Here is a 26521-nt window from a genome sequence, read left to right on the forward strand (position 1 = left end):
ATCAGCCCCGCGACCGCCACAGCCGCGCGTACTCGCCGTCGCGCTCCAACAGCTGGGCGTGCGTGCCCTCCTCCACGACGGCACCGTCGACGAGCACGACGATCCGGTCGGCGGATGCCGCCTGCTCGAGGCGGTGCGTGACCACGAGCGCCCCGCGACCCGCTGTCACGGCATCCGCCGCCGTGTCGAGCCGCCCCGCGACCGCGGAGCCGGCCTCCGCGGTCGGCTCGTCGAGGATCACCACGGCGGGGTCGGCGAGCTCGGCGCGAGCCAGCGCCAGCAGCTGCGCCTGCACGGGCGACAGGGGCATCCCCTCAGCGCCCACCACGGTGTCCAGCCCTTCCGGCAGCTCGTCCAGCAGCGTGGACCCGCCGATGCGGTCCAGCGCCGCGCGCATCCGTGCATCGTCCGCATCGGCCGCCGCGAGCCGGAGGTTCTCGCGCAGCGTGCCGTCGAAGACGTGCGTCTCCTGCGTGACCAGCACCAGCCGTCCCGTGGTCCGCCGCACGGCACCGTCGAGCGGATCATGGACGCCTGCGGCGATGCCCGCCACCGTGCTCTTGCCGGCGCCCGACGCGCCGACGACGGCGACGGTCTCGCCCGCCGACACGACGAGGTCCACCCCGTGGAGCACGGACGTGCCGGGGGAGTAGCCGAAACGCACCCGATCCAGTCGCAGCACCTCGGGTGCGGATGTCGGACCCGGTGCCGCGAGGGGCCCCGGGGCGGCGAGGCCCACCCCCGCGATCCGCGAGAGCGAAGCGGTCGCCGACAGCAGGTCGTCGACGACGAACAGGAGCATGTTGATCGGGTCGAAGAGGCGAAGGAACAGCAGCATGGCCGCCGTGGTCGCGCCGGCGCTTCCTCCTCCGTGCTCGACGAGGAGGGATCCCACGACGAGGAGCCCCGCCATCCCGAGGAACTCCGCGAGGTTGAGGCGGGCGAAGAATCGGTTCTGCACGACCACGGCGCGGACGACCCAGCGCACGACCGCCCAGGAGGATCGGCCGACCAGCTCGGTCCGCGAGGCCTCGAGCCCGTAGGCGTGGACCGTGCCGATGCCGTGCAGCGTCTCGAGCACGTGACCGGCTCGCTCGGCCATCGCGGCCCGTTCGCGGGCGTAGACCGCCGGTGCGGCCCGCGAGAACCGGCGTGCCGCGAAGACGTGCACGGGGGTGATCGCGAGGAGGACCACGGCGTACCAGGGGTCGATCGCGGCCATTCCGGCCAGGGCCAGCACGATCGTGAACACCGAGCCGGTCACGGCGGGCACCACGGCCGGCGCGGCCTCCGCGACCCGGGCGACGTCGTCGCCGGCCCGGGACACGACATCCCCCTCCCCGGCCCTTTCGACGCGGGACTGCGGAAGGCGCAGCGCCGCCGCCACCATGTCCTCGCGCATCCGGGCGAGCGCCGGTTCGAACAGTGCGGCACCGACCGCGATCCCCAGTCCCGTGAGCGCCGCCGTGCCGATCATGGCGGATGCCGCCGTGAGCGCCGCCATCCAGATGCTCCCCGTCTCGCCCGCGCCGACCGCATCCACCATCGCGCCGAAGGCGAACGGCGGGACGAGGCCGAGCGCGGCCGCGACCAGCAGCAGCACGGCGAGCGGGAGCACGAGGAGGCGACGACGGCCGGCGGCGGCGAGGAACGTGCGCCACACGGTGCGCGCGTCGGCGAGCGGCAGCGGATCCGGTGCGGCACTCATCCGTCGGCTCCGGGAGGCGTCGGCCTCACGATCCGATCCGCGGCGGCCTGCAGCAGGCTGGACCGCGTGACGATGAGCGTGCGGCCCGTTCCGCGCGCCTCTCGCAGCCGCGCCGCGATGCGCGCCTCGGTCGCGGCGTCGACCGCGGTCGTCGGCTCGTGCAGCAGGAGGGTGCCCGGCCGGCGTGCCAGGGCCCGCGCGAGGGCGACGCGTTGCCGCTGCCCGCCCGACAGGCGCCGGCCGCGCTCGCCCACCTCGGTCGCGAGCCCGGCGGGCAGACCCGATGAGACGTCGGCGGCACGCGCCGCGGCCTCGAGCGCCGCCGTGTCGACGCACGCGAGGGAGATGTTCTCGGCCGCCGTGCCGCGGAACAGGTCGGCCTCGTGGGGTGCGACGAGCACGTCGCCGCCGTGCCGGGAGAGCCCGAGGGCGAGTCTTCTCGCATACGTCTCGTCCGCGTCGACGGCGACCACCTCGCCGGAACCGACCCGGATGCCGTCCACCACGAGGTCGTCGCCCTCGACGTGCACCGGCACGACTGCGGGACCCTCCTCGGGCGTCGCGGGCGCGGGGCGCAGCACGGGCAACAGACGCGCGGCCGAGGAGGCAGCGGTCGCCCACGTCGTCGCGACGTCCTGCGTGAGCGAGCGCAGGGGAGAGGCGAGGAACTGGGTCAGGCCCACGACGGCGACGAACGCGCCCGCGGGAACCGCGCCGGCGACCGCTGCCAGCGCCGTGGCGAGGGCGACCGCGACCACGAGGACGCCGCTCGCCGACTGCGCGAGCGTGACCAGGGCGCCTTCTGCGCGCCGGGCGCGGACGGTGCGGGTGAGCGCCCGGCGGCTGGCGGCGGTGTAGCGCGCGGCGGCCTCCGCCTCGGCGCCGAGTCCGCGGATGACGCGGTAGCCGGCCATGAGGTCGGCGGCTCCCGATGCCGCTTCCGCGGCGGCCTCCTGCTCGAGCGCGCTGCGCCGTCGAAGCGGGCGCCCGAGGACGTCCGTCGACCAGAGGACGAGCACCGACCCCGCGATGACGGCGACGCCGATGGGCCAGGAGATCGTCACCAGCACGGCGGCCGCGAACAGGATGCCGGCGGCTTGGCCCACGGGGTAGACCGCGAGCTCGACCGCGGCCGCCAGCCGGGACGCGTCCGAGGTCGCGAGCGCGAGCGCGGCGCCCGGACGGCGCGTCGTCTCGTCCGCCCGCGCCGGGTCCATCGCCCGTTCAGACACCCGCATCCGCAGGTGATGCTCGACGCTCTGCGCTGCGATCGTGGCCAGCCGCGATCCGAAGCGGTACGAGAACGACAGCATCGCGAAGTCGGCGGCCAGGGCGGCAAGCCAGAACACGAGCTGGCGCACGTCGCCGGTCGTGACGGCGCGGTCGATCGCCAGACCCATGAGCACCGGCACGAGAGCCTCGCCGATCTGGTGCAGGACGCTCAGCGCCGCCGCGGGGACGCTCCATCTCGGCGCGGCGGTCATGGCGCGGGCGACGAGCGCCCGTGGCCCGCGCGCCCGTGCCAGGTCGCGCACGGCAACGGGAGCCGCCGGGCCTGCCGGGGCGGGCGCCGCGCGGATCACGGCGCGCTCCGAGCCCGCCGCCCCAGGGGGAACACGGCGGGCGTGCCGCTGACCGGGTCGGCCGCGACGACGCACGAGAGACCGAAGACCTGCTCGACGAGCTCGGCCGTCACGATCTCGCGGGGGTCGCCCGCGGCGGCCACGGCGCCGTCCTTCATCGCGATCAGGTGGGTGCCGTAGCGGGCGGCGTGGCCGAGGTCGTGCAGGACCGCGACGATCGTCGTCCCCCTCTCGTGCAGCTCCGAGAACAGCTCCATGAGCTCGATCTGGTGGGCGATGTCGAGGAACGTGGTCGGCTCGTCCAGGAGCAGGATGCCGGTCTGCTGCGCGAGCGCCATGGCCACCCAGACGCGCTGACGCTGACCGCCGGACAGCTCGTCGACGCGTCGGCCCGACACGTCGGTCACCCCCGTGGCCGCCATGGCCTCCGCGACGGCGTGCTCGTCGAGCGCCGACCAGCGCCGGAGCGGGCCCTGGTGCGGGTGACGGCCCCGGGCGACCAGCTCGGCGACCGTGATGCCGTCGGGCGCGAGGGAGGTCTGGGGGAGGAGGCCGATGCGCCGTGCCACCTCGCGGGTGGGCAGGCCGTCGATGGCGGCGCCGTCGAGCAGCACCCTGCCGCGGGCGGGGCGCAGCAGACGCGAGAGCGTGCGCAGCAGTGTCGACTTTCCGCACGCGTTCGGCCCGACGATGACGGTGAACGCGCCATCCGGGATCGCGACGGTCAGGTGATCGATGATCGGGCGCGCGCCATATCCGACCGTGATGGCCTCGGTGCGCAGTCGTTCGGTCATGCTCTCCTCCGGGTCTGTCGGATCAGGATGCCGCAGAGGTAGGCGCCGCCGACGACCACCGTCACCACGCCGACGGGGAGCGGAACGGGCAGCGCGTGCTGCGCGACCACGTCCGAGACCGAGAGCAGGAGCGCGCCCATGGCGGCTGCGCTCGCGAGGCCGACGCCGGCCGTGTCCGCGATCCGGCGGGCGAGTTGCGGGGCCGCGAGCGCGATGAACGCGATGGGGCCGGCGACCGCGACGACCGACGCGGTCAGCGCGACCGCGCAGACGATGAGCCCCGCGCTCGCCGCCTGCGGCCGGACGCCGAGGCTCCGCGCCGCGTCGTCGCCGAGCTCCAGCATCCGCAGCGGCGTCGCGAGGGCGCACAGCAGCGCGGCGACGACGCCGATGACGACCGCCGCCGGCACGAGGGTCGCCCACGTGACGTCGCTGAGCGACCCGGCTCCCCATACGGCGGCGTTCATGGCGACCTCCCGCCGCGCCCGCAGCAGCAGGTAGGTGCTGAGCGCGGTGAGCATCGCGCTCATGCCGATGCCGACGACGATGAGGCGGAGGCCGTGGACCCCGTTGCGCCACGCGAGAAGGTACACGGCCGCCGTCGTGGCGAGGCCGCCCAGGAGCGACCCCGAGGCCGTCGCGACGAAGCCGCCGCCGAAGAGGATGATCGCCCCGATCCCCCCGGCGTACGCGCCGCTGGTGAGACCGATCACGTCGGGGCTTGCGAGCGCGTTCCGGGTGAGCGACTGGAACACGGCGCCGGCGGCGCCCAGAGCCGCACCGAACAGCAGGGCGGCGAGCACGCGCGGCAGCCGCCAGTCGCGCACGACGGTGGTCGCCGTCCCCGTCTCCGTGCCGAGCAGGGCCGACAGCACGCGATCGGGCCCGAGCATCAGATCGCCCAGGCACAGGCCGAGCAGGGACACCGCGGCGGCGAGCACGAGGAACGTGCAGCCGGCCGCGAGGGGCCGGCTGCGGGCGATCGCCGAGAGCACGCCCACCCGGACGGTGAGGATGCCGACGCCGAAGTCGATCCTGCTCGGCGTGCTCATGATGTCCCCGTCCGCATCCGCCGGGCCACCGCGATGAGCGCGGGCCCGCCGATGAAGGCGCACATGACCCCCACGGGGACCTCGGACGGGAAGAGCGCGACGCGGCCCACGATGTCGGAGCCGAGGACCACGAGCGGCCCGAGCAGGGCACTGACCGCCAGGATCCCGCGCTGATCGGGGCCGACGAGCCGGCGTGCGGCGTGGGGCACCATGAGCCCGATGAAGCCGAGTGGGCCGGCGAGCGCCGTCGCTCCGCCGGCGAGGAGCGTGACGGCCAGGACCGACAGGGCTCGGGTGCGTCCCACCCGTGCGCCGAGGGCGACGGCCAGATCGTCGCCCATCCCGAGGGCGTTGAGGGACCGGCCGATCGACCAGGCGAGCACGGCGCCGGCGACGACGACCGGCGCCGTCGGGGCGATCACCTCCCACCCCCGTTCGACGAGCGTGCCCGCGTTCCAGCTCCGCAGCCGGTCGAAGCCGCGGGGGCTCCACAGTGTGAGGCCCGTCATGACGCCGGTGAGCACCGCGGCGGTCGCGGCTCCGGCGAGGGTGAGGCGGACCGGATCGACCCGTCCCGAGGCGCCGATCGCGAACACCGCGACCGTGACCAGGAGCGCACCGACCGCGGCGAACCCGGTGTCCTGCAGCGTCGTGGTCGTGCCGAACAGCACGACGCCCACCGCGACGGCGACGCTCGCTCCGGCGTTCACCCCGAGCAGGCCGGGGTCGCCCAGCGGGTTGCGGGTGAGGGCCTGGATGACGGCGCCGGCGACGCCGAGCCCGACGCCGACGACGAGGGCGGCGACCGTGCGAGGCACACGCATCCCGACCACGATGCGGCCGATGTCGTCGGTGACGGGGGAGACGAGGGCGTGCGCGACATCCGTGGGCGGGATCCAGCGTGAGCCCACCGCCAGGCTGAGGGCGCACATCGCGACCAGCAGCGCCGCCGCGCCGGTCATGCCGAGGGCGCGGCGCCGCGGTCCCCTGCCCGCCGCCGGGCGGCGTGCAGGGGACACGAGAGGTGTCGCCACGGGGCGTCAGCCCTCGATGCTCTGCGGTGCGGTGCCGGCGACGGCGTCGGCCAGCCGGGGCACGAGCTTCTCGACGACGTACTTCTGGCTCAGCGGAGTCAGGAAGTAGATGGCGCCCGCGAGGGTCCCGTCCGTGAACACCGCGTGGCGCCCGGTCACGGCGCGCAGGCTCGAGACGGTGCCGAAGTCGAGCACCTGCTTCACGCCCGACTCCTCCTCCGTCGCGAAGACGATGACGTCGGCATCCATGAGGTTCGTGTTCTCGGCCGAGAGCTGAGCCTGCTGGCCCGCTTCGGCGGCGTACTTCTCCAGGCCGGGCGTCATCCGGAACCCGAGATCGGTCAGGAAGTCGGTGTTCAGACCGTCGGGGTAGACGTAGAGCTGGCCGTCGTAGGGCGCGCCCTGGGAGAAGGTCGCGGTGAGACCGGCGAACTCGGGGTGCGCCGTCGCTGCGTCGCGATAGGCGTCCGCGACGTCCTGGATGAGCCTCTCGCCCTCGGCTGTCCGGCCGACGGCCTTCGCGATCTGGCGGGTCTGGTCCTGCCAGCTCGAGAAGAACCTCTCCGCGCCGGCCACGCTCGCGACGGTGGGAGCCAGGGCCGAGAGCTTCGTGTAGTCCTCCTCGGTCAGTCCCGCGTTGGTGCCGACGATGAGATCGGGATCGAGCGAGGCGATCTTCTCGTATTCGAAGCCGTCCGTCGTGTGGAGCACGACGGGGTCCGCGCCGTTCAGCAGGTCCGTCGCCCACGGCCACACGGCGTGGGGCTGCTCGCCGTACCATTCCGTCGTCGCGATCGGCGGGGTGCCGAGCTCGAGCAGGACGTCCTGCTCGGTGAGGCCCACGACGACGATGCGCTGCGGCTCGGCGGGGATCGTGGTGCTGCCGAACTGGTGCGTCACGGTCACGGGGAACGAGTCGCTGGGAGTGGTGCTATAGGTCGCGTTCCGGGCGGCGGCTGCCGGCGTGCCGCCGCCGCTGCACGCGGCGAGGCCGGTCGTCGCGATCGCGAGCGCGGTGAGGGCGGCGGCGATGCGCGAGCGCGCGCGAGGAACTCGGGAGATGCGGGTCATGGCGGTCTTTCGTCGGAGGTCGGTGATGGCGCGCCGGGGCGGTGACAGGTTAGCCTCGCCTAACCGCTCACCGCGATCGTTCCGAAAGGACAGCAATCCATGCCGGCGAACACCGTGTTGACCGATTCCCTGGATTCGAGGTCCGAGAGCAGGGTTCTCGCGGCGGAGGATGTCGTGCAACCGACATCCGAGAATTTCGAGATCGAGAGCCTCATCGTGCCCGCCGGGCAGGGCTACGGCACGCACTTCCACTCGAAGGACCAGCTCTCGTGGATGGCCGGCGGCGCCATGACGGTCTCGGTGGGCGCGGCGCGCTGGCACCTGCGTCGGGAGCACTTCGTCTGGATCCCGGCGGGCATGCTGCACGAGATGGTGTTCACCGAGCCGGGCGAGGTCATCAACGTCTACACGGACGTGGGGCTGCGTCCCGAGGGCGGGCGCTGGGACCGCCCCGGCACCCTGGGGGTGGACGCCCTCTCCGCCGCGATCCTCTGGCACCTGGTCGGCGAGTCGCGCGGTCTCGCGCGCAATCGGCTGTGCCTCCTGCTGCTGCGCGATCTGCTGCGCACGGCGGAGCAGCAGCACGACGCGCTCGCGCTGCCCTCCGATCCCCGCGCCCGCGCGGTCGCGGAGCGACTGGTGGCCGACCCGGGCGATCCGCGGGAGCTCGCTCAGTGGGCGACCGAGCTCGGCGTCAGCGCGCGCACGCTCTCTCGCGCCTTCCTCGCCGAGACCGGCTCGAGCTTCCGGCGCCTGGCGGCAGCTGGTGCGGATGAACGCCGCCGCGGAGGACATCCTGCGGGGCGCGTCCGTCTCCCTGGCGGCCGAGCGCGTCGGCTACGGGAGCGCGAGCGCGTTCATCGCGGCCTTCCGCGACCGCTTCGGCACGACACCCGTCCGCTACGCGCGCGCCCAGGCCTAGGCTGACAGGGTGACCGTTTCGGAGATCTTCGACGCCGACCAGTGGATCCTCGCCCCCGGGGCGGAGGGCTACACCGACATCACCGCCCACGTCACGCACGACGGTCGCGTCGCGCGCATCGCCTTCGACCGGCCCGAGGTGCGCAACGCCTTCCGGCCGCACACGGTCGACGAGCTCTACCGCGCGCTCGACATCGCGCGCCAGGATCCGCGGATCGGGGCGGTCCTGCTGACCGGGAACGGCCCGAGCCCGAAGGACGGCGGCTGGGCGTTCTGCTCCGGCGGCGACCAGCGCATCCGTGGCCGCGACGGCTACAAGTACTCCGAGGACGAGACGACGGTGCACGACCCGGCGCGCGCCGGGCGGCTCCACATCCTCGAGGTGCAGCGTCTCATCCGGTTCATGCCGAAGGTCGTCATCGCGGTCATCCCCGGCTGGGCGGCGGGCGGCGGCCACTCGCTGCACGTGGTCTGCGACCTCTCGATCGCGTCGCGCGAGCACGGCCGGTTCAAGCAGACGGATGCGGATGTCGGCTCTTTCGACGCCGGCTACGGCTCGGCCTACATGGCCCGTCAGGTCGGGCAGAAATTCGCCCGTGAGGTGTTCTTCCTCGCCGAGGAGTACTCGGCCGACCGGGCGTATGAGATGGGCGCCGTCAACCGCGTCGTGCCTCACATCGACCTCGAGCGCGAGGCGCTGGCGATGGCCCGCACGATCCTCACCAAGAGCCCGACCGCGATCCGCATGCTGAAGTACGCCTTCAACGCGGTCGACGACGGACTCGTCGGCCAGCAGGTGTTCGCGGGCGAGGCGACGCGCCTCGCGTACGGCACCGACGAGGCGGTCGAGGGTCGTGACGCGTTCCTGGAGAAGCGCGACCCGGACTGGTCGCCGCATCCGTGGCACTTCTGATGCGCGGCCGGCGGGGGAGGCGGTGAAGGCGCAGCCGCCCGAGGGTCCGGAGGCGCGGGCGGTGCTGCGGGCGCTGCGCCGCGCGCTCGAGGGACCGGGGCCCGCCGTCCTGCTCGGCGGCGACGGGTCCGCCGCCGAGGTGCCCGCCGGCACGGCCGCCGTCGTGACGACGTCCGGGTCCACGGGATACCCCAAGAGCGTCGTCCTCAGCCGCAGCGCGCTGATCTCGAGCGCTGATGCCACCGCGGACCGGCTCGGCGCGGGGTCGTGGCTCCTCGCCCTTCCGCCGACGTACGTGGCGGGCCTCCAGGTGCTCGTGCGCTCGCTCATGGCCGGCCGTGAGCCGGCCGTGCTCGAGGGGCGCTTCAGCGCGCGGGCCTTCGCCGCGGCGGCGCGGGGGATGGCGTCCAGCGTCGGCGGCGAACGCGTCCCGGCGTTCACCTCGCTCGTGCCGGCGCAGCTCGCGCGTCTGGTCGCGGCGGCCGATGACACGGATGTCGCCTCCTCCCTCCGGGCGTTCGACGCGATCCTGGTGGGGGGCCAGGCGCTGCCTGCGCCGCTCGAGGAACAGGCCACCGCGCTCGGCGCACGCATCGTGCGCACCTACGGGTCGAGCGAGACCAGCGGTGGCTGCGTGTACGACGGCGTGCCGCTGCGCGGTGTGGACGTGCGGATCGAGGACGGCGAGGTTCAGGTGAGCGGGCCGACCCTCGCCGACGGCTATCTCGGCGAGCCGGAGCGCACGGCCGCGGCTTTCGTGCGCGACGCCGGGGGCGTGCGCTGGTACCGCACGGGCGATGCCGGCGAGCACGAGGACGGCCGGGTGCGCGTGACCGGACGCCTGGACAACGTCATCATCTCCGGCGGGGTCAACGTCTCGCTCGACCGGGTCGAGCAGGTCGTCCGCGGCCTGCCGGGACTCGCCGGCGCCGTTGTCGTCGGGGTCGAGGACCCCCGCTGGGGCGAGGCTCCCGCCGTGGTCGTCACGGAGGACACCGCCGCCGAGCTCGCCGACATCCGGGTCGCGGTGCGCGCGGCTCTCGGGGCGCCGGCGCGTCCTGCGCGGCTCGTGCGGGTGCCCGCGCTGCCGGTGCTCGCCAGCGGCAAACCCGACCGTGTCGCGCTGCGGCGGCTGCTGGGCTGACCGCGGCCGGCGCGGCGGACCATCTAAAATGTCCCCTCGTGGCCTCCCGCACGCGCAAGCACTCCTCGACCCGTCACCGCTCCGGCAACCCGCAGAAGCGGCACGCGGCTCCCGACCCCCGGACGCAGCGTCGTCTGGGCGTCGGCGACTGGATCGGGGCGGCCCGGCTGCGCACGCTCCCGCTCGCCGTGACCCCCGTGCTGATCGGCACCGGTGCGGCCCATCTCGCGGACGTGCGGTTCCACTGGGTGCTCGCTCTCGGCTGCCTCGCGGTCGCGGTGCTGCTGCAGATCGGCGTCAACTTCGCGAACGACTACAGCGACGGCGTGCGGGGCACCGACGCCTACCGCGTGGGTCCCGCGCGCCTGGTGGGCTCGGGACGCGCGCGTCCGCGCACCGTTCTCATCACGGCGCTCGTCTTCTTCGGGCTCTCGGCGCTCGTCGGCCTGGCGCTCGTCATCCGCACGCAGCTGTGGTGGATGGTGCTGGTCGGGGCCGCGGCGGTCGCCGCCGCCTGGTTCTACACCGGCGGCAGACGTCCCTACGGCTACTCGGGTCTGGGCGAGCTGTTCGTCTTCGTGTTCTTCGGGCTCGTCGCCACGGTCGGGACGACCTGGATCCAGTCGGGGGTCCCCTTCTCGGCGCTGCCGCAGGAGGCCTGGTTCGGTGCGATCGCGGCGGGCCTGCTGGCCTGCGCCGTGCTGCTCGCGAACAACCTGCGCGACATCGTCCCCGACAAGGCGGCGGGCAAGCGCACGCTCAGCGTCCGCATCGGCAAGCGGGGCACCCAGGCGCTGTTCACGGTCTTCGTGCTGGTGCCGTTCGTCATCGCGGCCTTCCTCGCGCTCTTCTACCCGATCGCGTGGCTCACGATGCTGGCGCTGCTGGGGGCGGGGCCGGCCATCCTCATCGTGTGGACCTACCGGGAGCCGCGGGAGCTGGTCGTCGCGCTGAGCGTGACGTCGCTGACCTCGCTCGCGTACGGCGCGCTGCTGGCCTGGGCCTTCGTCGGCTGAGCCGCGGCCGGATCAGGACATCTCGCCGGATCAGGCGGCCTGGCCTGGCAACCTGCCTGCCGAGGCCGAATGGCCTGATCCGAGCGCGGGCTACGCCTGCTCGCGGGGCGCGGCGGGCCGGTCGTCGGCCGACGCGTCGACGATGGCGTCCTCGGATGCCGCGTCCTCGGCTCCGTGGGCGGCGCCGCGAGGACCCGAGGCGGGCAGGCCCGCGGTCGCCTCGGCGAGCGGCCGACGCAGGAAGATGACGGACAGGCTCAGTCCGATGAGCGCCGCGAAGATGGCGGCGAGCCAGATGAACTGGTGGAAGATCGGCAGCAGCATCATCAGCCCGAACGGGACGAGGAAGGCGAGCAGCCGCAGCACCGAGTAGACGATCGCGGGGCGGGCTTTCACTCGCCCATCCTACGTCGCGGACCCCGGGCACGCCCCCGGCCGACGCCCAGCGTGGCGGCTTAGGATGGCCTCGTGGCACGGCTCTGGTTCATCCTCGTGCTGGCGGCTCTCGTGTTCTGGGTCTACAGCGTCGTCGACTGCGCACTGCAGCCGCCGACCCGTCACCGCGGTGTCGGCAAGGTCTGGTGGATGCTCATCGTGCTGCTGATCCCGGTGCTCGGCGGCGTGCTGTGGTTCGCCGTGGGCCGCGTCAGCGGCCGGGCGATCGCTGCGCGTCGGGCGCCCGACGACGATCCCGAGTTCCTGCGCACGCTGCGCCTGACCGACGACCAGGACGAGCGCATCCGTCGCCTCGAGGCCGAGCTCGCCGAGCTCGACGCCGAGGACGACGATTCCGCGCCGCCGACCGACCCCGCGGCCGATCCGCGGGCTCGTCGTCGCGACGGCGACGACGACCGCGCATGACGCGCGAGAGCGAGGTCCGCTCGCCCGCGACGGATGCGGCGGCGGCGCTCCTGTGCGCACTGGTCGACGAGGGCGTCTCGCACATCGTGGTGAGCCCCGGCTCCCGTTCCCAGGCGCTGGCGCTGGTCGCGGCGGCCCTCGAGGGCGGCCGCGTGGGGCTGCACGTGCGGATCGACGAGCGCGTCGCGGGCTTCACGGCGCTCGGCATCGGGCGCGAGAGCGGGATGCCGGCGGTCGTGATCTGCACCTCGGGCACCGCGGTCGCGAACCTCCTGCCGGCCGTGCTGGAGGCGCACCACGCCGGGGTCCCGCTGATCCTGCTCACGGCGGACCGCCCGCCCGAGCTGCGCGGGGTCGGCGCCAACCAGACCACCCGACAGCCGGGCCTGTTCGCCGTCGGGGCTCGCCTCGAGACCGACCTCCCGGTTCCGGAGGCGCTCGACGAGGACGGAACGGGCGAGCAGACGATCATGCTGCGGCGGCTCGCCACGGAGGCCGTGGCGGCCGCGCTGGGCGCGGGCGCACGGTCCGCCGGTCCCGTGCACATCAACATGCCGCTCCGGGAGCCCCTCGCGGGAGCCTTCCCCCGGTGGTTCGCCGAGCGCACCCCCACGCCCGCGATCGTCGCGAGCACGCCGATGTCGACGGCGGCGTCCGTCGACGAGACCCCCTCGGGCGCGCTCTACCAGGGCGGCGGGGGCATCGGCGAGGCCGATCAGCCGGCCGAGTGCGGCGAGCCCGTGCGTCTCGAGCCGGGTCCGCGCACGGTCGTGCTCGCGGGCGCGGATGCGGGAGCCGAGGCCGAACGCATCGCACACGAGGGGGGCTGGCCGCTCGTCGCCGAGATCGTGTCGGGAGCGCGCTTCGGCCGGCACCTCGTGCACGGCTACCGGGAGCTGCTGCGCGATCCGGCGCTCGGCGGACGCATCGAGCGCGTCGTGGTGCTGGGACATCCGACGCTCAGCCGCGAGGCGGCGGCGCTGCTGGCGCGCGCCGACCTCGAGGTGATCGCCGTCCGGGGCCCGGGGGAGCCGATCAACCTCAACGGCACGACGACGCCGGTGGATCGCGTCGTCGTGGCCGAGGGGTCTGCCGACCGAGCGTGGCTGGGCGAGTGGATGCGCGCCTCGCAGGCGGCCGCGGTCGATCTCTCGCCGCCGGCGCCGGACGCGGCGGGCCTCGCGTCCGCCGAGCCGGAGCGCCGGCTGGGGGCGATCTCGGCCGAGCTCGGCGTCATCCGCGCGCCCGTCGACCGCGAGACGCTCGTCGACGCCGTCTGGCGTGCCACCTGGCCGCACGACCGGCTCGTGTTCGGCTCCTCGCGGCTCGTGCGGGTCGCCGACCGGGTGCTGCCCGGGAAGAGGGTCCCGGTGCACGCCAACCGGGGCCTGGCGGGGATCGACGGGACCGTGGCGACGGCGGTCGGAGTCGCGCTCGCGAGCCAGGCCGACGGCCGGCCCGGTCTCACCCGTGTGCTGCTCGGAGACCTCGCCTTCCTCCACGACGTGGGAGCGCTGCTGCTGCCCCCCGACGAGGCCGATCCCCGCGTCCAGGTGATCGTCGGCAACGACGGCGGGGGCACGATCTTCGACGACCTCGAGGTCGCCCGACGCGCCGACCCCGAGGTCCTGCGGCGCGTGCTCTACACGCCGCACGACGTCCGGCTCGAGCAGGTGGCCGCCGCCTACGGCTGGGAGTACGTGCGGGTCGCCGACCGCGCCGCGCTCGACCAGGCGCTGACGACCCCGCGGCCGGGCCGTCAGCTGATCGAGGTCCCGCTCGCGCGCTGACCCGCCGCGCGGGCGCTCAGGCGAGCGCGTCGATGACCGGACGGAACTTCACGCGGGTCTCCAGCAGCTCCGCCTCCGGGTCGCTGCCGGCGACGATCCCCGCGCCCCCCGCGTACGCCGTGAGCGGGGTCTCCGCCGTGTACGCGGCGTATCGGCGGCTCGGCGGTGCACCGAACTGCGCGCAGCGCAGCGCGATCGCCCACTCGCCGTCGCCCGCGCCGTCGATCCACCCGACGGGGCCCGCGTAGCGACCGCGGTCGAAGGGCTCGAGCGCGCGGATCAGCTCGGTCGCCGCCGCCGTCGGGGTACCGGCGACCGCAGCGGTCGGGTGCAGCGCCGCGACGAGGTCCAGCGCGGAGGCGTCGTCGGCGAGCTCGCCCTCGATGTCCGTCGCGAGGTGCCAGACGTTGGGCAGCTTGAGCGTGAACGGCTGCTCGCCGGCCGCGAGGGCGCGGGCGTGCGGACCCAACGCCGCCAGCACGCTCCGAACGGCGAACTGGTGCTCGTCCTGGTCCTTCGTGCTCGTCGCCAACGCGGCGGATGCCGCGACGTCCGCGTCCGGATCTGCGCCGCGCGCCGCGGTCCCGGCCAGGACGCGGGCGGTCACGGTGCCGGCGGACACGGTCACGAGGGTCTCGGGGCTCGCCCCGATCAGACCGTCCACCGCGAACGCCCACGTGTCGGGGTAGTCCGAGGCGAGCGCACGCACGAAACGGCGCAGGTCGGCGCCGACGGGGACGCTGCCGACGAGGTCGCGGGCGACGACGACCTTGCTCGCCCGGCCCGCGGCGATCGCCTCGATCGCCCGGCGCACGGCGTCCTGGTATCGGTCCGCGGTCTGGGCGCCGGGGCCGAGCGCGGCCGACCAGTGCGGCCCGTAGCCGGTCGCGCGCGGTGTCTCCGGCCACGGCTCGTCGGCGCGGCGGATGCGGGTGACCCAGCCGCGGCCGCCGCGCCGTCCGATGATCGTGCGGGGCACGGTGAGCACACCGGGGCGGGCGGAGGCGGGATCGAAGGGGAAGCTCCCGAGCGCGAGGAGCCCGGTGCCGGGGAGGGCGACCGGGTCGTCGATCTCGGCGGCCGCCGACAGTGCGCGCCAGAGCTCCGCGACGTCGACGGCGGGTGCGGGCAGCGATCCGCCGCGTTCGACCCGCAGCGTCTCGCCGATCCCGACGAAACCCTCTCCGCGCCGCTGCCAGACGAGCGGGTCGGAGGGATCGGCGAACGCGAGCAGATCGGGCTCGGGCGCGGTCTCCCGGGTCTCGACGACGAGTCGAGGCAGGGCGGGTCCGGGCACCCCTCCAGCCTAGATCCGTCGCGGCCTCCGCGGCCGCGCCCGGGCGCCGGCGCATAGACTCGCCCCGTGTCCGACGCATCCCGCCCCGAGCCGGGCAGCCCCGTGGCCTTCCGCTGGCGCAAGTGGGACGGTGCGACCCACTGGGTCCACGAGTGCGTCTACCTCGGTCGCGACGAGCACGGCGACTGGGTGGGGCAGAAGGCCGGCTGGCGCAGCGTGCGGCCGGGGCGCGACGTCGTCGCCGAGCTCCCCAACGTCACGCTCATCCCGCCGAGCGCCGACTTCGCGTGCACCGTCAACCAGGCGGGTCACCGCGTCCGCATCTACATCGACCTCGGATGGGACGTGCGCTGGTCGGATGCGGGTGAGCCGACGGGGATCGACATGGACCTGGACGTCGTCAAGGCGACCGACGGCCGCGGCCTGTGGATCGACGACCGCGACGAGTGGGAGGAGCACCGCGTGCGGTACGGCTACCCGGTCGAGGTGCAACGGCACCTCGAGTCGCTGGCCGAGGATCTCGAGCGTCGCGTGGGCGCAGCCGAGCCGCCCTTCGACGACGCGACCGCCGACGCCTGGCTCGACCGGCTCGCGGCCCTCTAGAGACCCACGTGCCGGAAAGGCGCGGGCGCGGTCGCCTCGCCGACCGCGCCGTGGACCCCCGATCCGCCGCCTAGGCTGGAGCCGTGAACCGCGCAGACCTCGGCAAGGATCCCGCCCGCGTCTCGGGCATGTTCGACCAGGTCGCCGCCGGCTACGACCGCACGAACACGGTGCTGAGCCTCGGCAACGACCGGCTGTGGCGCATCGCCACGACCCGCGCCGTCGCCCCGCGCCCGGGCCAGCGCATCCTCGACCTGGCGGCGGGCACGGGGGCCAGCTCCGTCTCCCTGGCACGAAGCGGCGCCGAGGTCGTCGCCGCCGACTTCTCGCCCGGAATGATCGCCGAGGGGGCGCGTCGCCACGGCGACGTGCCCAACCTGACCTTCCAGCAGGCGGACGCGACGGCGCTGCCCTTCGACGACGACGCGTTCGACACCGTGACGATCTCGTTCGGGCTGCGCAACGTCAGCGACCCGCAGCTCGCGCTCGCCGAGATGCGCCGGGTCGCCAAGCCCGGCGGGCGGCTCGTCGTGTGCGAGTTCTCGCACCCGCAGCAGCCCGTCTTCGCCGGTCTGTACCGGTTCTACAACGACCGGATCCTGCCGGTCGTGGCGAAGAGCGTCAGCTCCAACGCCGAGGCCTACGACTATCTCAACGAGTCGATCCGAGACTGGCCCGATCAGCGCGCCCTGTGCGCGCGCATCCGGGAGGCCGGCTGGACGGATGTCGCCTACCGCGACCTCACGTTCGGGATCGTGGCGCTGCACCGCGCGCGCAAGCCGGTCGCCTGATCCTCCGCCCCGGGTAGGCTGGAAGACGTGTCTCGGACCCCCTCCGCGCCTGGCGCGCACCTGGCGAGCCGGCTCGGTCTGACCGAGCGCGTGTTCGCCGGTCCCGCCTCGCGTCGCCTCACTCGCACGGTCGAGGAGGGAATGGCCCGTGTCGAGGCGTACCTGGCCGGACAGCTGCGCGTCGCGGATGCGCTCGCCGACGCCACCGGCCGGTACCTGTTCGAAGCGGGCGGCAAACGCGTGCGTCCCATGCTCAGCCTGCTCACGGCGCAGCTCGGCGACGGCGCGACCGACGAGGTCATCGCCGGCGCCGGTGCCCTCGAGCTCACGCACCTCGGCTCGCTCTACCACGACGACGTCATGGACGGCGCGGACGTGCGCCGCGGGGTCCCCGCCGCCCATTCCGTGTGGGGCAACAACGTCGCGATCCTCACGGGGGATCTGCTGTTCTCCCGGGCGAGCCAGATCATGTCGAGCCTCGGCGAGGGCGCGATGCGGCTGCAGGCCGACACGTTCGAACGGCTCGTGCTGGGTCAGATGCACGAGACGGTGGGGCCCGCCGAGGGAGAGGACCGCGTCGCGTTCTACCTGCAGGTGCTCGCCGACAAGACCGGCTCGCTGATCGCCGCGGCGGCCGAGGCCGGCATCATCTTCTCCAACGCCCCCGTCGCCTACCGCGAGCCGGTCCTCGTGTTCGGCGAGAAGGCGGGTGTCGCCTTCCAGCTGCTCGACGACGTGATCGACCTGTCCGCGGACGCCGACGAGACCGGCAAGGTCCCCGGCACCGATCTGCGCGCGGGCGTGCCGACCATGCCGTACCTGCTGCTCGCGGAGCGGGAGGACGCGACATCCGTCGACCTGCGTGCCCGGATCGACGACGGTGTCGCCCGGATCGCCGACGGGGCCGATCCCGCCCTCCTGGACGGCCCGCTGGCCGAGCTGCGCACGCACCCCTCGACCGCGCAGACCCTGGAGCTGGCCAACGACTGGTCCCGCCAGGCCGTCGACGCCCTCGAACCCCTGCCGCGAGGCGCGGTCCGCGAAGCGCTCACCCGCTTCGCGGAGGCCGTCGCCGATCGCAGCAGCTGACCGACCCTCGCTCGTCCCGCGACCCCGCTCGCCGGGGTGCGCGCAGGCCCCGAAAGGATCACACGCATGACCAAGCTCCGGCTGGCCGTCGTCGGCGCAGGCCCGGCGGGCATCTACGCCTCCGACATCCTGCTCAAGACCGAACGCGCCTTCGACGTCTCGATCGACCTCTTCGAGCAGCTGCCCGCCCCCTACGGGCTCGTGCGGTACGGGGTCGCCCCCGACCACCCGCGCATCAAGGGCGTCGTCACGGCGCTGCGGGAGGTGCTCGACCGCGGCGGCATCCGCATCTTCGGCAACGTGCGCTTCGGCACCGACATCACCCTCGACGACCTGAAGCGGCACTACAACGCCGTGATCTTCGCCACGGGCGCGATCCGCGACGCGGACCTTGCGATCCCGGGGATCGACGCGGTCGGCTCGTTCGGCGCGGCGGACTTCGTCAGCTGGTTCGACGGGCACCCGGACGTCCCGCGCGAGTGGACTCTGGATGCCGCCTCCGTCGCCGTGGTCGGCAACGGCAACGTGGCGCTCGACATCTCCCGCATCCTCGCCAAGCATGCGATCGACCTGCTGCCCACCGAGATCCCCGAGAACGTCTACGAGGGACTCCGCGCCTCCCAGGTCACGGATGTGCACGTGTTCGGCCGGCGCGGCCCGGCGCAGGTGAAGTTCACCCCCCTCGAGCTGCGTGAGCTCGGCGAGCTGCGCGATGTCGACATGGTCGTCTACGACGAGGACTTCGACTACGACGAGGCGTCGCTCGCGGCGATCGCGAGCAACAAGCAGGTCAAGGTCATCGACCGGGTGCTGCAGGAGTGGCGCACCCGACCCGGTGCCAACGGCGCCGGGGGAGAGGCGTCGCGGCGCCTGCACCTGCACTTCTGGGCCAACCCCGTCGAGGTGCGTACGGACGCCGAGGGCCGCGTCGCCGCCCTCGTGTACGAGCGCACGCGCCCCGACGGCCAGGGGGGCGTGGTCGGCACGGGCGAGCTGCGCGAGGTCGAGATCGGCCAGCTGTACCGCGCCGTCGGCTACTTCGGCTCGCAGCTCGACGGGGTCCCCTTCGACGATCGGCACGGCGTGATCCCCAATCACGAGGGACAGGTGCTGCACCCCGATTCGAACGAGCTCGTCCCCGGCCTCTATGCGACCGGCTGGATCAAGCGCGGGCCCGTGGGCCTGATCGGCCACACGAAGTCGGACGCCATGGAGACCGTCCAGCATCTCGTGAACGACCAGGCGTCGTGGTGGCAGCCGGAGGACCCCTCCGAGGAGGCGATCCCGGCGCTTCTCGCCGCCCGCGGCGTCGCCTGGACCGACCTCGACGGCTGGCACCGGCTCGACGAGCACGAGATCGCGCTCGGTGCCCCGCACGAGCGGGCGCGGATCAAGGTCGTCCCGCGGGACGAGATGATCCGCATCTCCCGCGGCGAGTAGCGGCGGGACCCGTTCGCGGGCGGAGGCGACCAGTCGTTCGTGAGGCTCGGCTCCTATGATGGCGCCATGCGCCCGGATTGGAGACCCGACGTCCTCGGCGCCGGGTTCGCGCAGTGCACGCTGACCGTGGGCGAGGCTGCTCCCGCGCCGACCGTGGCGACGCTCGTGCGCCGCCTCCCCTCGCCGCCCGCCATGTGGGCGGGCCCGCTGCGCGGCGTCGACGTGCTCTACGTGCACGGCTGGTCCGACTACTTCTTCCAGCGTGATCTCGCGACCGCCTTCACGCGGATGGGGGCGCGGTTCTTCGCGCTCGATCTGCACGGCTACGGGCGCAGCCTGCGTCCGGGGGACGTCCCGGGCTACGCGGTGTCGCTCGACGAGTACGACGCGGACATCGACGCGGCGCTGGAGGCCATGGGCACGCGCAGAGGCCGCCGGCTCGTCCTCGTCGGGCACTCGACGGGCGGGCTCGTGCTCACGCTGTGGGCGGCTCGCCATCCGGGTCTTGCGAGCGCGCTCGTGCTCAACAGCCCGTGGCTGGAGCTGCAGCTCGGCTCGTGGGGCCGCCAGGCGATCGCCCCGCTGATCGCGGCTCGGGCGCGCGTGCAGCCGCAGGGCTCTCAGCCGGTCGTCGACCTCGGCTTCTACACGCGTGCCCAGCGCGAGCTCGGGACGCTCCCCGACGCACCGGCGGGCTGGCGACCCGAGCGGGGCTTCCCCACGCATCCGGGCTGGTTCTCCGCGATCCTCGCCGGGCACGCGACGGTCGCGGCGGGGGTGGATGTCGGCTGCCCCGCCCTCGTCCTGCTGTCGGCGCGGTCGACGCCTCCGCTGCGCTGGTCGCCCGCGATGACCTCGACGGACTCGGTGCTGGTGGTCGACGACATCGCGAGGGCCGCGCTGCGGATCGGCTCGGTCGTGACGATCGCTCGCATCGACGGGGCGATCCACGACGTGTTCCTGTCGGCGCCGGAGCCGCGGGACCGCGCCTACGCCCTGCTGCGCCGCTGGGTCCCCGCCGCCCTGTCCTGAGGCGGCCGAGCGGGGTTAGCGGTAGTTGGTGTATTGCATCCCGGGGATTGCTCGGAGTTGGGGGCGATAGTGATTGGCGTCTCTACCTGGGATTTATTGACGGTTGGTGATTGGCCGTATTGGTGCTGGATTGAGGATATTGCGGACTCTTTGCGGACTCGTCCCTAGTTTCAACGACTGTGGCGCGGCTACAGTCACCCGCATGGGGGAAGTGACCGGAACTGTGATCTTCGTTGCACTGATTGTGTACGTAGCGCTTGTGGGCCTTGGCCTTTGGGTGACTTACCTAATCATCAGAATGGCCGTTGTTGACGCGCTCCGCGAGCACGAGATCCGTCTAGCGAATGGCAGCATCGATGCTGAAATCGAGCGGCGACGACAGCGAGATGCGCGCAACCACTGACAAGCGGACTTAGCTAGTTCCGTGGATACCCCGCCCGCGCATCTCGGCCCCATCCGTGACGTACCGGGCAGCCGCGGGAAATGCATTTAGCAACGCCTCACACAACACACGCGTCTCCGCTTCGCCGTAGTACCCAACCCACGATCCCACCGTCCGGTCAAGCAACTCAGCGCGACCACCGGCACGCGACCGCAAATCAGCGATCACCGGACCAGGATCAACTGTGAACCGCTCGCGACAGCACACAGCCGACAGCTGAATCTCAAGCAACGTTTCAGGGCTCACGCGCCAGAGACTACGCCGCTCCCACGACATCCCCGTAGGGTTTCTGTCCCGGTTGTCCGACCCCCGTGGCAGGGTAGCGGTCACCGAAACCTTTGGAGGGGGACCAATGTCCGAGACCACTGATTCCGAGTCGGCCCGCGAGGCTCGCGCGAAGGCGCAGACTGCGATCTTCGACGCCGTGACGGATGCCATCGCCGCAACACGTACGAGCGGCGTGCCGCTGTACAACCACGCCGGGACGATCCGCGAACTTGCATACGCCTACCGGCTGGCGGCCGGTGGGACGCAGCCCGGATCGATCGACGTCAGGAAGTAGCGGCAGCAGGTGCAGCGCCGGTTACAGGAGCACTTGCCGGCGCTGCACCTTCCGTCGCGTGTGCTCACGGAGGGCACGCACACCGAGCGCCGCGCCGATGAGCGGGGAAACGTCAGCACCGTTGACGCCGACAAGCTTCCAACCCTTCCCGTCGTCGAACGTGGAACGGGTCGCGGCGGCAGCAGCAGCATCCAAACGCGGGTCGTAATGCAGCACCCGGCCTTCGCGGACATGTCGCACCAGCGCCTCGCACGCGAGCGTCAGATCACGGCCAGAAGCCGCCACAACGCGTTTCCGGCGCTCCACGTCACGGATACCGGCATCGCGGAGATCGCCCGTCAGGTCACCCGTACGGATCGGGTCGAACGTGACCACAACGTGCGGTGACGCGGCACGCACCCGAGCGAGCGTGTCAGCAACCCACTCAAGGCCCGGCGCAGCAGCCAGGACACGCAACCCGATACGGTTCCCCTCGAGCGGCACAACCTCAGTGAGCGTCGTCATCTCCGTGTTGTAGGTGCAGTCGACACCGATCACGCGCACGTCACCATGAGTGAACGTGTACGCCTCATCACGGGCCGGCCACGACTCCCGAGGCACGCGCCCCGCAGCCCATCTGTGCTCATCCAACGCCAGGGCTGTGTCACCCGAGCGGCCCCACTCTCCGAGACGTTCACGACGGAACACGTCAGGGCGTGCCTGCATCGCCTGCCACTCGTCCACGATCTTGTCCTCCCGAATCACAACGCCCAGTGACGGGTTCGTGCGTCGCCACACCGCCCGGTCGGTGGGATCGTCCCCAGGGGCAGCAGCCCACTCCGACCAGGTGAGCCGGTCGTCCCCGCCCGCATACGCGGCAGCTCGCATGTCCGCGAAGAACTCACCCTTCGCCGAATACGGTGGCGTGCCGGTGAGGATCAGTTGCGTCCTGGCGTCACCCTGCCCGGAAAGCGTGGGCATCATCGCACCCATCGTCAGGTAGTCCAGTTCCTGCGCCTCATCAGCGATGATCGTGCGGAACCCGAGGCCACGGGTCGCGGACTTCGACCGGGCGGTGAACTTCACCTCAGCACCGTTCGTGAACACGATCTTCTCCTGGCCGTTCGCGGTCCGAACCGTGTCGACAAACGCGGACAGCTCCGCGGACGCGTCGAGGATCGCCCGGAACCGTTGAAACGACTCCTGCATGGTCCGCACCTCATGCGCAGTCCACAGCACCCGCTCACGCAACAGCAGCGCCTTCGCGAGCGTCACCACCTCAAGCACCACACCCTTACCCGACTGACGCGCCACAGCCAGGCCGTAGCGGGTCGCAGCCCACTCACCATCAACCCGAAGCCCAAGAATGCGGCGCACCTGTTCCGCCTGCCACGGCAACAACGTCACACCCGCCGTCGCAGCGAGCTCCACAGCATCGTCCGCAGTCGACGCATCAGCGATCACCGGGACCACCTCAAACGTCGGCGTCTGCACCCCCAGAAGCCCATTCACTTCGCACCTCGAGCCGCTCGCCGCTTCAACAACTCATCCACCGACGACACCGCAGCACCAGCCCCGTCGAGCGAACGCAACGCCGCCTCGATGTCGAGCATCACACGGGCAAGAGTCCCCGTCTCCCGAGCCGAGTCCGTCGCGTCAAGACGGGCCGCGACGATCTCCCGCAGCGCCCGCAACCGTGCCGTTGCATCGTCAGGATGGTCCGTGATGGCCCGCAGCATCGACCGAATCTGTGTCGTGTCTTCCATGTGGTTACTCCTTCTGAAAGGGCCGCAGAACGGCTCACAGCGCCCCGCTTGGTGGTGGGAAGCCCTTGGAGGTATCTCCTGGGCCTGCGGGTGTGCGCTGGGGTGGGGGCGGGAGGGTCAGCCCCCTGGGGTGGTGAAGATGTGGGTGGGTGTCTCGGTGCCTGGTACCGCGTAGCCTGCGAGTGTTTCGCCTTCGTTTGTCTTGGGCACCCATAGTCCGGCGGTTGCTTTCTGTCGTGGCTGTCGTGTTGTCCGCGGTGCCTGTTTCGCGCCGGCGCGTTCGTTGCATACGGCGTGGGATTGCACGGCGTTCTCGCGGCTGTCGGTTCCGCCTGCCGCGTGGGCGATGATGTGGTCTGCGTGGAATGCGAGCGGTCGTGGTTGACCGATTTCCCACCACCGCCCGTCTGCGCGTGCGTCTCGGTCTGCTTCTGCCTGGGTTCGGTAGTCGATGGGTCCGAGGGCTCCCCGGCATAGGTGGCAGGGGAGGTTGTGTTTCCGGCCTTCTTCTCGGATGGCGCGTGCGATCTGCCGCCATGTTCGGGTTGCTGTGCGTGACATCGCGTGGGCCTCCGGTGAGTGTGTGGCTGGGTCGGGGTGGGGCCGGCACGTCGGCCAGCCCCACCGGGGGTGGTCAGAGGATGACGGCTTGTTCTTCGGCGAGGATGGTGACCCTGTTTGCCATCTGCGCGGACCGTGTACGCCGTTCGAGGGCTTCCGGGGTGGCGAGGCTGAAGGTCACCCCCTGGTATTCGCCTCGTGCGATGCGGATGAGGGTGCGGTCGATGTCGCGGTCAGCGTCGACCAACAGCCACTTGATCGTGTTGCGGCGTCCGGTGTCGGCGTCTTTCACCGGGCGGGGGCCGTTCAGCGCGCCCCTGACAGCGGATGCGGGGGTGTCCACGACCGGCACGTCGACGATGGCGAGGATGCGGGACGCGCGCGCGTTCACGTAGTCGATGTGGTTCGGGGCAGCGAACGTGAACGCGGCCAGGGCTGCAAGCGCGGCCTGTGCCTCCTTGAACGCCTCGGTCGTGTCCTGGTCGAACGCGATCTCCCTGTTGAGGGGGTCCTTGTGGTCGAGCTTCTTCGCTGCGTCCGTGAGTCGCTTCGTCACGGTATTGAACGGGCGGGTGAGGTCCTTCGTGGCCTTCTCACGGAGCGTGTCGATGCGCTCAAGCGCGATCGCGTCGATGGTGCGGTTGACGATGTCGCGGAGACTGTCAGCAGCGGTCGCGCGGGCGGTGTCACGGATCGCGTCCTCGAGGAGCTTCTTCGCGTCGCGTTCCCCGTCGACGGCGAGGGTGGCGTACTTCACGGCGACGTCGTGCGCGGTCGGTTCTTCACGGAGCAGGGCGGAGAACGCCGATACCCGGTTCGGGGCGGTGAGTCCTGCCGCCTGGTAGGCCCGGTCGATCAGGTCGCGGGCGTTGAGGTGGTTGAGGGTCTCGGGGTTGTAGATGCTCATTCGTTCGTTCCGTTCTGGTTGAGGAGCTGGGTGAAGATGTCCGCGCCGGCCTGCTGGATAGCGGCTTTGCGGTCGTGTTCGGCTTGGATGAGTGCGGCGGCGTGCCGTTTCCGTTCCGCGGCGGCATCGGCGGCCCGCTGGAATACCTGCGCGCCGGTTTCCGGGTCCTCGAATCCGAGGGTGTTGTAGATGCTCATTCGTTCGTTCCGTTCTGGTTGAGGAGCTGGGTGAAGATGTCCGCGCCGGCCTGCTGGATAGCGGCTTTGCGGTCGTGTTCGGCTTGGATGAGTGCGGCGGCGTGCCGTTTCCGTTCCGCGGCGGCATCGGCGGCCCGCTGGAATACCTGCGCGCCGGTTTCCGGGTCCTCGAATCCGAGGGTGTTGTAGATGCTCATTCGTTCGTTCCGTTCTGGTTGAGGAGCTGGGTGAAGATGTCCGCGCCGGCCTGCTGGATAGCGGCTTTGCGGTCGTGTTCGGCTTGGATGAGTGCGGCGGCGTGCCGTTTCCGTTCCGCGGCGGCATCGGCGGCCCGCTGGAATACCTGCGCGCCGGTTTCCGGGTCCTCGAATCCGAGGGTGTTGTAGATGCTCATTCGGTGTCCTTTCGGATGATCGAGATACGTACTGAGTGCGGCCACCCGTCGATACGGATCCGCCAGTCGTCGGTGGTGAGCAGGTGTGCCACGGCGAGCAGGTCGCGGTTGCCGAGGAAGTTCGATTTGTAGTGCCAGCGGGTCCGCACCGTCATGGTCGATGGTGAGCCGTGGTTTGTTGCGAAGGACGCCTGCGACGTGCTGGGAATCAGCAAGTACCGTGACGCGGTTGCACAGCTCGCCGCCGATGAAAGGGCATCCACGGCGGTGGACACCCTTGGTGGGCGTCAACGGATGGCTGTCGTCAACGAACCAGGGCTGTACGCGCTCATGTTCATCAGTCGCTCGCCGAAGGTTCGTCCGTTCCAGCGTTGGGTGACGCATGAGGTGTTGCCGCAGATTCGTCGTACGGGCGAGTTCCATCCATCGCGGTGTGCAAGACGGCTGAGTTGGCGGAGTGCGGGCCGAGCGCCCTCGGGGACGTAGATCGCATCGCAGCGGTCGCAGAGCATCACGGAGCGGATCATCGGGGGTGCCTTTCTGCCTGTTGTGTGTCGATGCGCTGAAGGCGCGGGAACACGTCGCATGTGTCTTCGTGGAGTGCCTGAACAATGGGTTCTCGACTGGTCGGGTGCTCCACGACTCGGGTCCACGGGATGCACCCGCCGCAGGTCTCGAGCCAGACACGGTGGGGTCCGATGCTCATGCGGCTGCATCCCATTCGAGATGCGCGGGTACCGCGCCGTTGAAGTACCAGTCCTTCGTGGCCTGGCTGAGTTCATCGAAGAGTGGTGTGCCTTCGTCGGGTCCGTCCCAGTTGCCTGCCATGCCGACGTTCTTCAGGTACTGGCGGATCTGTTCGGACGCCTGCTTCTTCGTGAGCTTTCGCCAGCGGGCGATCATCTCGTCGTTTGGGATGTGCCAGGTGATGCAGATAGCGAGGTCGCGGAGAAGCGTGACCTGCTTCTCGGTTGCTGAATCGTCCGGAAGATCGAAAGAGACATCCTCGGGTCCGCTTTTCAAAGCGGACGTTAAATCTGATGTATTGATCTTCTGAAGAGTGGTCTTCTTAGTGGCACTCGGAGTGCCTACCCCTGGGGTCTGGGAGTGCCTACCCGGTGTCTCGGAGTGCCTACTATTTGTTTCTGCATCCGCAGGTAGGCACTCGGAGTGCCTACTTTTCCGCTTGGGGATCCGCTGTCCGCGGGCCGTTCGAGCCCACATGTCTTCGGGCGCTGTGCGTGACGGAACGGCCACGGTGTACTCGTTGACCTCGTTGCGTCCCTCGTGCTTCGCGCGGCGAACGCTGATGAATCCGCGCTGCTCGAGTTTGGGGATCGTGCGCTTGACCGTCTCCCGGGAGACTCGTGCGCGATCCGCAATGGTCGTCATGCCGACGGTCCACTTCCCTGTCTGCGGGTTACGGAACCGCAGCAGGACGATGTAGATCGCCAGTTCGTGCAGCGTGAGGTCGCTGTCGTCGATGAGCCAGTTGGGCAGCATCACGAATCCGTCGGTGCTCTTCACTGGTCACCTCCATTCGGTATGTGACGGGCCAGGCTCCGTGGAGGAAC

The 26521-nt window shown here is 71.7% G+C and carries 31 protein-coding genes; 14 read left to right on the forward strand and 17 right to left on the reverse strand.

Annotated features, from left to right (window positions below; genetic code table 11):
* Position 1: 1 nt before the first annotated feature.
* From QE381_RS13920 to QE381_RS13945, 6 genes are read right to left on the reverse strand one after another with little or no spacing between them, the layout of a single operon-like run.
* Positions 2–1708: an ABC transporter ATP-binding protein gene (locus QE381_RS13920; RefSeq protein WP_307219083.1), complete on the reverse strand. Its 1707-nt coding sequence runs from the start codon at positions 1706–1708 to the stop codon at positions 2–4.
* Positions 1705–3291, reverse strand: a complete 1587-nt coding sequence (locus tag QE381_RS13925; protein ID WP_307219085.1) for an ABC transporter ATP-binding protein — start codon at positions 3289–3291, stop codon at positions 1705–1707. Before QE381_RS13925 ends, QE381_RS13920 begins: the two co-directional genes overlap by 4 nt.
* A complete protein-coding gene (locus QE381_RS13930; protein ID WP_307219087.1) occupies positions 3288–4085 on the reverse strand; it encodes an ABC transporter ATP-binding protein in 798 nt (265 codons plus the stop codon). The genes QE381_RS13925 and QE381_RS13930 overlap by 4 nt, the downstream gene beginning before the upstream one ends.
* Positions 4082–5137 (reverse strand): iron chelate uptake ABC transporter family permease subunit, encoded by a 1056-nt coding sequence (locus QE381_RS13935; RefSeq protein WP_307219089.1) that lies wholly within the window; start codon positions 5135–5137, stop codon positions 4082–4084. The genes QE381_RS13930 and QE381_RS13935 overlap by 4 nt, the downstream gene beginning before the upstream one ends.
* On the reverse strand, positions 5134–6156 hold the full coding sequence (locus QE381_RS13940; protein WP_307219091.1) for an iron chelate uptake ABC transporter family permease subunit: 1023 nt from the start codon (positions 6154–6156) through the stop codon (positions 5134–5136). The genes QE381_RS13935 and QE381_RS13940 overlap by 4 nt, the downstream gene beginning before the upstream one ends.
* 21 nt (positions 6157–6177) lie before the next feature.
* A complete protein-coding gene (locus QE381_RS13945) occupies positions 6178–7242 on the reverse strand; it encodes an ABC transporter substrate-binding protein (RefSeq protein WP_307219093.1) in 1065 nt (354 codons plus the stop codon).
* Positions 7243–8014: 772 nt separating this feature from the next.
* Between QE381_RS13945 and QE381_RS17945 the strand changes: the two genes are divergently transcribed.
* The 4 genes from QE381_RS17945 to QE381_RS13965 are packed head-to-tail and all read left to right on the forward strand — an operon-like array spanning position 8015 to position 11236.
* Positions 8015–8164 carry a helix-turn-helix domain-containing protein gene (locus QE381_RS17945; protein ID WP_373426948.1) on the forward strand — a complete coding sequence of 50 codons (150 nt, stop codon included), beginning with the start codon at positions 8015–8017 and terminating at the stop codon, positions 8162–8164.
* Between the two features lie 9 nt (positions 8165–8173).
* Positions 8174–9076, forward strand: a complete 903-nt coding sequence (locus QE381_RS13955; RefSeq protein ID WP_307219097.1) for a 1,4-dihydroxy-2-naphthoyl-CoA synthase — start codon at positions 8174–8176, stop codon at positions 9074–9076.
* Between the two features lie 22 nt (positions 9077–9098).
* Positions 9099–10220 (forward strand): AMP-binding protein, encoded by a 1122-nt coding sequence (locus tag QE381_RS13960; RefSeq protein ID WP_307219099.1) that lies wholly within the window; start codon positions 9099–9101, stop codon positions 10218–10220.
* Between the two features lie 38 nt (positions 10221–10258).
* Positions 10259–11236, forward strand: a complete 978-nt coding sequence (locus QE381_RS13965; RefSeq protein WP_373426949.1) for a 1,4-dihydroxy-2-naphthoate polyprenyltransferase — start codon at positions 10259–10261, stop codon at positions 11234–11236.
* Positions 11237–11326: 90 nt separating this feature from the next.
* Here QE381_RS13965 and QE381_RS13970 read toward each other — a convergent pair whose 3' ends face one another.
* Positions 11327–11632, reverse strand: coding sequence for a DUF4229 domain-containing protein (locus QE381_RS13970; RefSeq protein ID WP_307219101.1), 306 nt, complete (start codon positions 11630–11632; stop codon positions 11327–11329).
* Positions 11633–11704: 72 nt separating this feature from the next.
* Here QE381_RS13970 and QE381_RS13975 point away from each other — a divergent pair, with 72 nt between their 5' ends.
* Both QE381_RS13975 and menD read left to right on the forward strand, forming a co-directional pair.
* Positions 11705–12097, forward strand: coding sequence for a PLD nuclease N-terminal domain-containing protein (locus QE381_RS13975; RefSeq protein ID WP_307219103.1), 393 nt, complete (start codon positions 11705–11707; stop codon positions 12095–12097).
* Positions 12094–13887, forward strand: a complete 1794-nt coding sequence (menD, locus tag QE381_RS13980) for a 2-succinyl-5-enolpyruvyl-6-hydroxy-3-cyclohexene-1-carboxylic-acid synthase (RefSeq protein ID WP_307219105.1) — start codon at positions 12094–12096, stop codon at positions 13885–13887. The genes QE381_RS13975 and menD overlap by 4 nt, the downstream gene beginning before the upstream one ends.
* Before the next feature lie 16 nt (positions 13888–13903).
* Here menD and QE381_RS13985 read toward each other — a convergent pair whose 3' ends face one another.
* On the reverse strand, positions 13904–15184 hold the full coding sequence (locus QE381_RS13985; RefSeq protein WP_307219107.1) for an isochorismate synthase MenF: 1281 nt from the start codon (positions 15182–15184) through the stop codon (positions 13904–13906).
* A gap of 66 nt (positions 15185–15250) precedes the next feature.
* Between QE381_RS13985 and QE381_RS13990 the strand changes: the two genes are divergently transcribed.
* From QE381_RS13990 to QE381_RS14020, 7 genes are all read left to right on the forward strand, one after another.
* On the forward strand, positions 15251–15787 hold the full coding sequence (locus QE381_RS13990) for a DUF402 domain-containing protein (protein ID WP_307219108.1): 537 nt from the start codon (positions 15251–15253) through the stop codon (positions 15785–15787).
* A 128-nt stretch (positions 15788–15915) separates the two neighbouring features.
* On the forward strand, positions 15916–16578 hold the full coding sequence (gene ubiE, locus QE381_RS13995) for a bifunctional demethylmenaquinone methyltransferase/2-methoxy-6-polyprenyl-1,4-benzoquinol methylase UbiE (protein WP_373426994.1): 663 nt from the start codon (positions 15916–15918) through the stop codon (positions 16576–16578).
* Between the two features lie 27 nt (positions 16579–16605).
* Positions 16606–17667 (forward strand): polyprenyl synthetase family protein, encoded by a 1062-nt coding sequence (locus QE381_RS14000; RefSeq protein ID WP_307219112.1) that lies wholly within the window; start codon positions 16606–16608, stop codon positions 17665–17667.
* Positions 17668–17733: 66 nt separating this feature from the next.
* Positions 17734–19107 (forward strand): FAD-dependent oxidoreductase, encoded by a 1374-nt coding sequence (locus QE381_RS14005; RefSeq protein WP_307219114.1) that lies wholly within the window; start codon positions 17734–17736, stop codon positions 19105–19107.
* 66 nt (positions 19108–19173) lie between these two features.
* Positions 19174–20139, forward strand: coding sequence for an alpha/beta hydrolase (locus QE381_RS14010; RefSeq protein WP_307219117.1), 966 nt, complete (start codon positions 19174–19176; stop codon positions 20137–20139).
* A gap of 202 nt (positions 20140–20341) precedes the next feature.
* Positions 20342–20542 carry a hypothetical protein gene (locus QE381_RS14015; protein WP_307219118.1) on the forward strand — a complete coding sequence of 67 codons (201 nt, stop codon included), beginning with the start codon at positions 20342–20344 and terminating at the stop codon, positions 20540–20542.
* Between the two features lie 391 nt (positions 20543–20933).
* Positions 20934–21143: a hypothetical protein gene (locus QE381_RS14020; RefSeq protein WP_307219120.1), complete on the forward strand. Its 210-nt coding sequence runs from the start codon at positions 20934–20936 to the stop codon at positions 21141–21143.
* A gap of 21 nt (positions 21144–21164) precedes the next feature.
* Here QE381_RS14020 and QE381_RS14025 read toward each other — a convergent pair whose 3' ends face one another.
* From QE381_RS14025 to QE381_RS14055, 8 genes are all read right to left on the reverse strand, one after another.
* The gene (locus tag QE381_RS14025) at positions 21165–22616 is read right to left on the reverse strand and encodes a hypothetical protein (RefSeq protein ID WP_307219122.1); all 1452 of its coding nucleotides are present in this window, start codon (positions 22614–22616) and stop codon (positions 21165–21167) included.
* Positions 22617–22630: 14 nt separating this feature from the next.
* A complete protein-coding gene (locus QE381_RS14030; RefSeq protein ID WP_307219124.1) occupies positions 22631–22888 on the reverse strand; it encodes a hypothetical protein in 258 nt (85 codons plus the stop codon).
* Between the two features lie 117 nt (positions 22889–23005).
* The gene (locus QE381_RS17950) at positions 23006–23449 is read right to left on the reverse strand and encodes an HNH endonuclease (protein WP_373426950.1); all 444 of its coding nucleotides are present in this window, start codon (positions 23447–23449) and stop codon (positions 23006–23008) included.
* A gap of 73 nt (positions 23450–23522) precedes the next feature.
* Positions 23523–24356, reverse strand: a complete 834-nt coding sequence (locus QE381_RS14035) for a hypothetical protein (protein ID WP_307219126.1) — start codon at positions 24354–24356, stop codon at positions 23523–23525.
* Entirely contained in the window at positions 24353–24553 is a 201-nt protein-coding gene (locus QE381_RS14040) for a hypothetical protein (RefSeq protein WP_307219127.1), read from the reverse strand. The genes QE381_RS14035 and QE381_RS14040 overlap by 4 nt, the downstream gene beginning before the upstream one ends.
* Entirely contained in the window at positions 24550–24750 is a 201-nt protein-coding gene (locus tag QE381_RS14045; protein ID WP_307219127.1) for a hypothetical protein, read from the reverse strand. Before QE381_RS14045 ends, QE381_RS14040 begins: the two co-directional genes overlap by 4 nt.
* Positions 24747–24947 carry a hypothetical protein gene (locus QE381_RS14050; protein WP_307219127.1) on the reverse strand — a complete coding sequence of 67 codons (201 nt, stop codon included), beginning with the start codon at positions 24945–24947 and terminating at the stop codon, positions 24747–24749. Before QE381_RS14050 ends, QE381_RS14045 begins: the two co-directional genes overlap by 4 nt.
* On the reverse strand, positions 24944–25102 hold the full coding sequence (locus tag QE381_RS14055) for a hypothetical protein (RefSeq protein WP_307219128.1): 159 nt from the start codon (positions 25100–25102) through the stop codon (positions 24944–24946). The genes QE381_RS14050 and QE381_RS14055 overlap by 4 nt, the downstream gene beginning before the upstream one ends.
* On the opposite strand from QE381_RS14055, the gene QE381_RS17955 reads away from it, so the two are divergent.
* Positions 25101–25433: a Bro-N domain-containing protein gene (locus tag QE381_RS17955; protein ID WP_373426951.1), complete on the forward strand. Its 333-nt coding sequence runs from the start codon at positions 25101–25103 to the stop codon at positions 25431–25433. The two genes, QE381_RS14055 and QE381_RS17955, sit on opposite strands and share 2 nt — an antisense overlap.
* Positions 25434–25649: 216 nt before the next feature.
* Here the strand turns inward: QE381_RS17955 and QE381_RS14060 are convergent, their stop codons facing one another.
* On the reverse strand, positions 25650–26474 hold the full coding sequence (locus QE381_RS14060; protein WP_307219130.1) for a helix-turn-helix domain-containing protein: 825 nt from the start codon (positions 26472–26474) through the stop codon (positions 25650–25652).
* Positions 26475–26521: the final 47 nt, after the last annotated feature.

It is taken from the genome of Microbacterium sp. SORGH_AS_0888 (genome assembly GCF_030818905.1).
Classification (GTDB): domain Bacteria; phylum Actinomycetota; class Actinomycetes; order Actinomycetales; family Microbacteriaceae; genus Microbacterium.

What these genes read in the sequence shown, in the direction of transcription:
- QE381_RS13920 (WP_307219083.1), bottom strand. Translation starts at nt 1,708, where the DNA reads ATGAGTGCCGCACCGGATCCGCTGCCGCTCGCCGACGCGCGCACCGTG.
- QE381_RS13930 (WP_307219087.1), bottom strand. Translation starts at nt 4,085, where the DNA reads ATGACCGAACGACTGCGCACCGAGGCCATCACGGTCGGATATGGCGCG.
- QE381_RS13935 (WP_307219089.1), bottom strand. Translation starts at nt 5,137, where the DNA reads ATGAGCACGCCGAGCAGGATCGACTTCGGCGTCGGCATCCTCACCGTC.
- QE381_RS13945 (WP_307219093.1), bottom strand. Translation starts at nt 7,242, where the DNA reads ATGACCCGCATCTCCCGAGTTCCTCGCGCGCGCTCGCGCATCGCCGCC.
- QE381_RS17945 (WP_373426948.1), top strand. Translation starts at nt 8,015, where the DNA reads ATGAACGCCGCCGCGGAGGACATCCTGCGGGGCGCGTCCGTCTCCCTG.
- menD (WP_307219105.1), top strand. Translation starts at nt 12,094, where the DNA reads ATGACGCGCGAGAGCGAGGTCCGCTCGCCCGCGACGGATGCGGCGGCG.
- ubiE (WP_373426994.1), top strand. Translation starts at nt 15,916, where the DNA reads ATGTTCGACCAGGTCGCCGCCGGCTACGACCGCACGAACACGGTGCTG.
- QE381_RS14005 (WP_307219114.1), top strand. Translation starts at nt 17,734, where the DNA reads ATGACCAAGCTCCGGCTGGCCGTCGTCGGCGCAGGCCCGGCGGGCATC.
- QE381_RS14010 (WP_307219117.1), top strand. Translation starts at nt 19,174, where the DNA reads ATGCGCCCGGATTGGAGACCCGACGTCCTCGGCGCCGGGTTCGCGCAG.
- QE381_RS14015 (WP_307219118.1), top strand. Translation starts at nt 20,342, where the DNA reads ATGGGGGAAGTGACCGGAACTGTGATCTTCGTTGCACTGATTGTGTAC.
- QE381_RS14020 (WP_307219120.1), top strand. Translation starts at nt 20,934, where the DNA reads ATGTCCGAGACCACTGATTCCGAGTCGGCCCGCGAGGCTCGCGCGAAG.
- QE381_RS14030 (WP_307219124.1), bottom strand. Translation starts at nt 22,888, where the DNA reads ATGGAAGACACGACACAGATTCGGTCGATGCTGCGGGCCATCACGGAC.
- QE381_RS17950 (WP_373426950.1), bottom strand. Translation starts at nt 23,449, where the DNA reads ATGTCACGCACAGCAACCCGAACATGGCGGCAGATCGCACGCGCCATC.
- QE381_RS14035 (WP_307219126.1), bottom strand. Translation starts at nt 24,356, where the DNA reads ATGAGCATCTACAACCCCGAGACCCTCAACCACCTCAACGCCCGCGAC.
- QE381_RS14040 (WP_307219127.1), bottom strand. Translation starts at nt 24,553, where the DNA reads ATGAGCATCTACAACACCCTCGGATTCGAGGACCCGGAAACCGGCGCG.
- QE381_RS14045 (WP_307219127.1), bottom strand. Translation starts at nt 24,750, where the DNA reads ATGAGCATCTACAACACCCTCGGATTCGAGGACCCGGAAACCGGCGCG.
- QE381_RS14050 (WP_307219127.1), bottom strand. Translation starts at nt 24,947, where the DNA reads ATGAGCATCTACAACACCCTCGGATTCGAGGACCCGGAAACCGGCGCG.
- QE381_RS17955 (WP_373426951.1), top strand. Translation starts at nt 25,101, where the DNA reads ATGGTCGATGGTGAGCCGTGGTTTGTTGCGAAGGACGCCTGCGACGTG.
- QE381_RS14055 (WP_307219128.1), bottom strand. Translation starts at nt 25,102, where the DNA reads ATGACGGTGCGGACCCGCTGGCACTACAAATCGAACTTCCTCGGCAAC.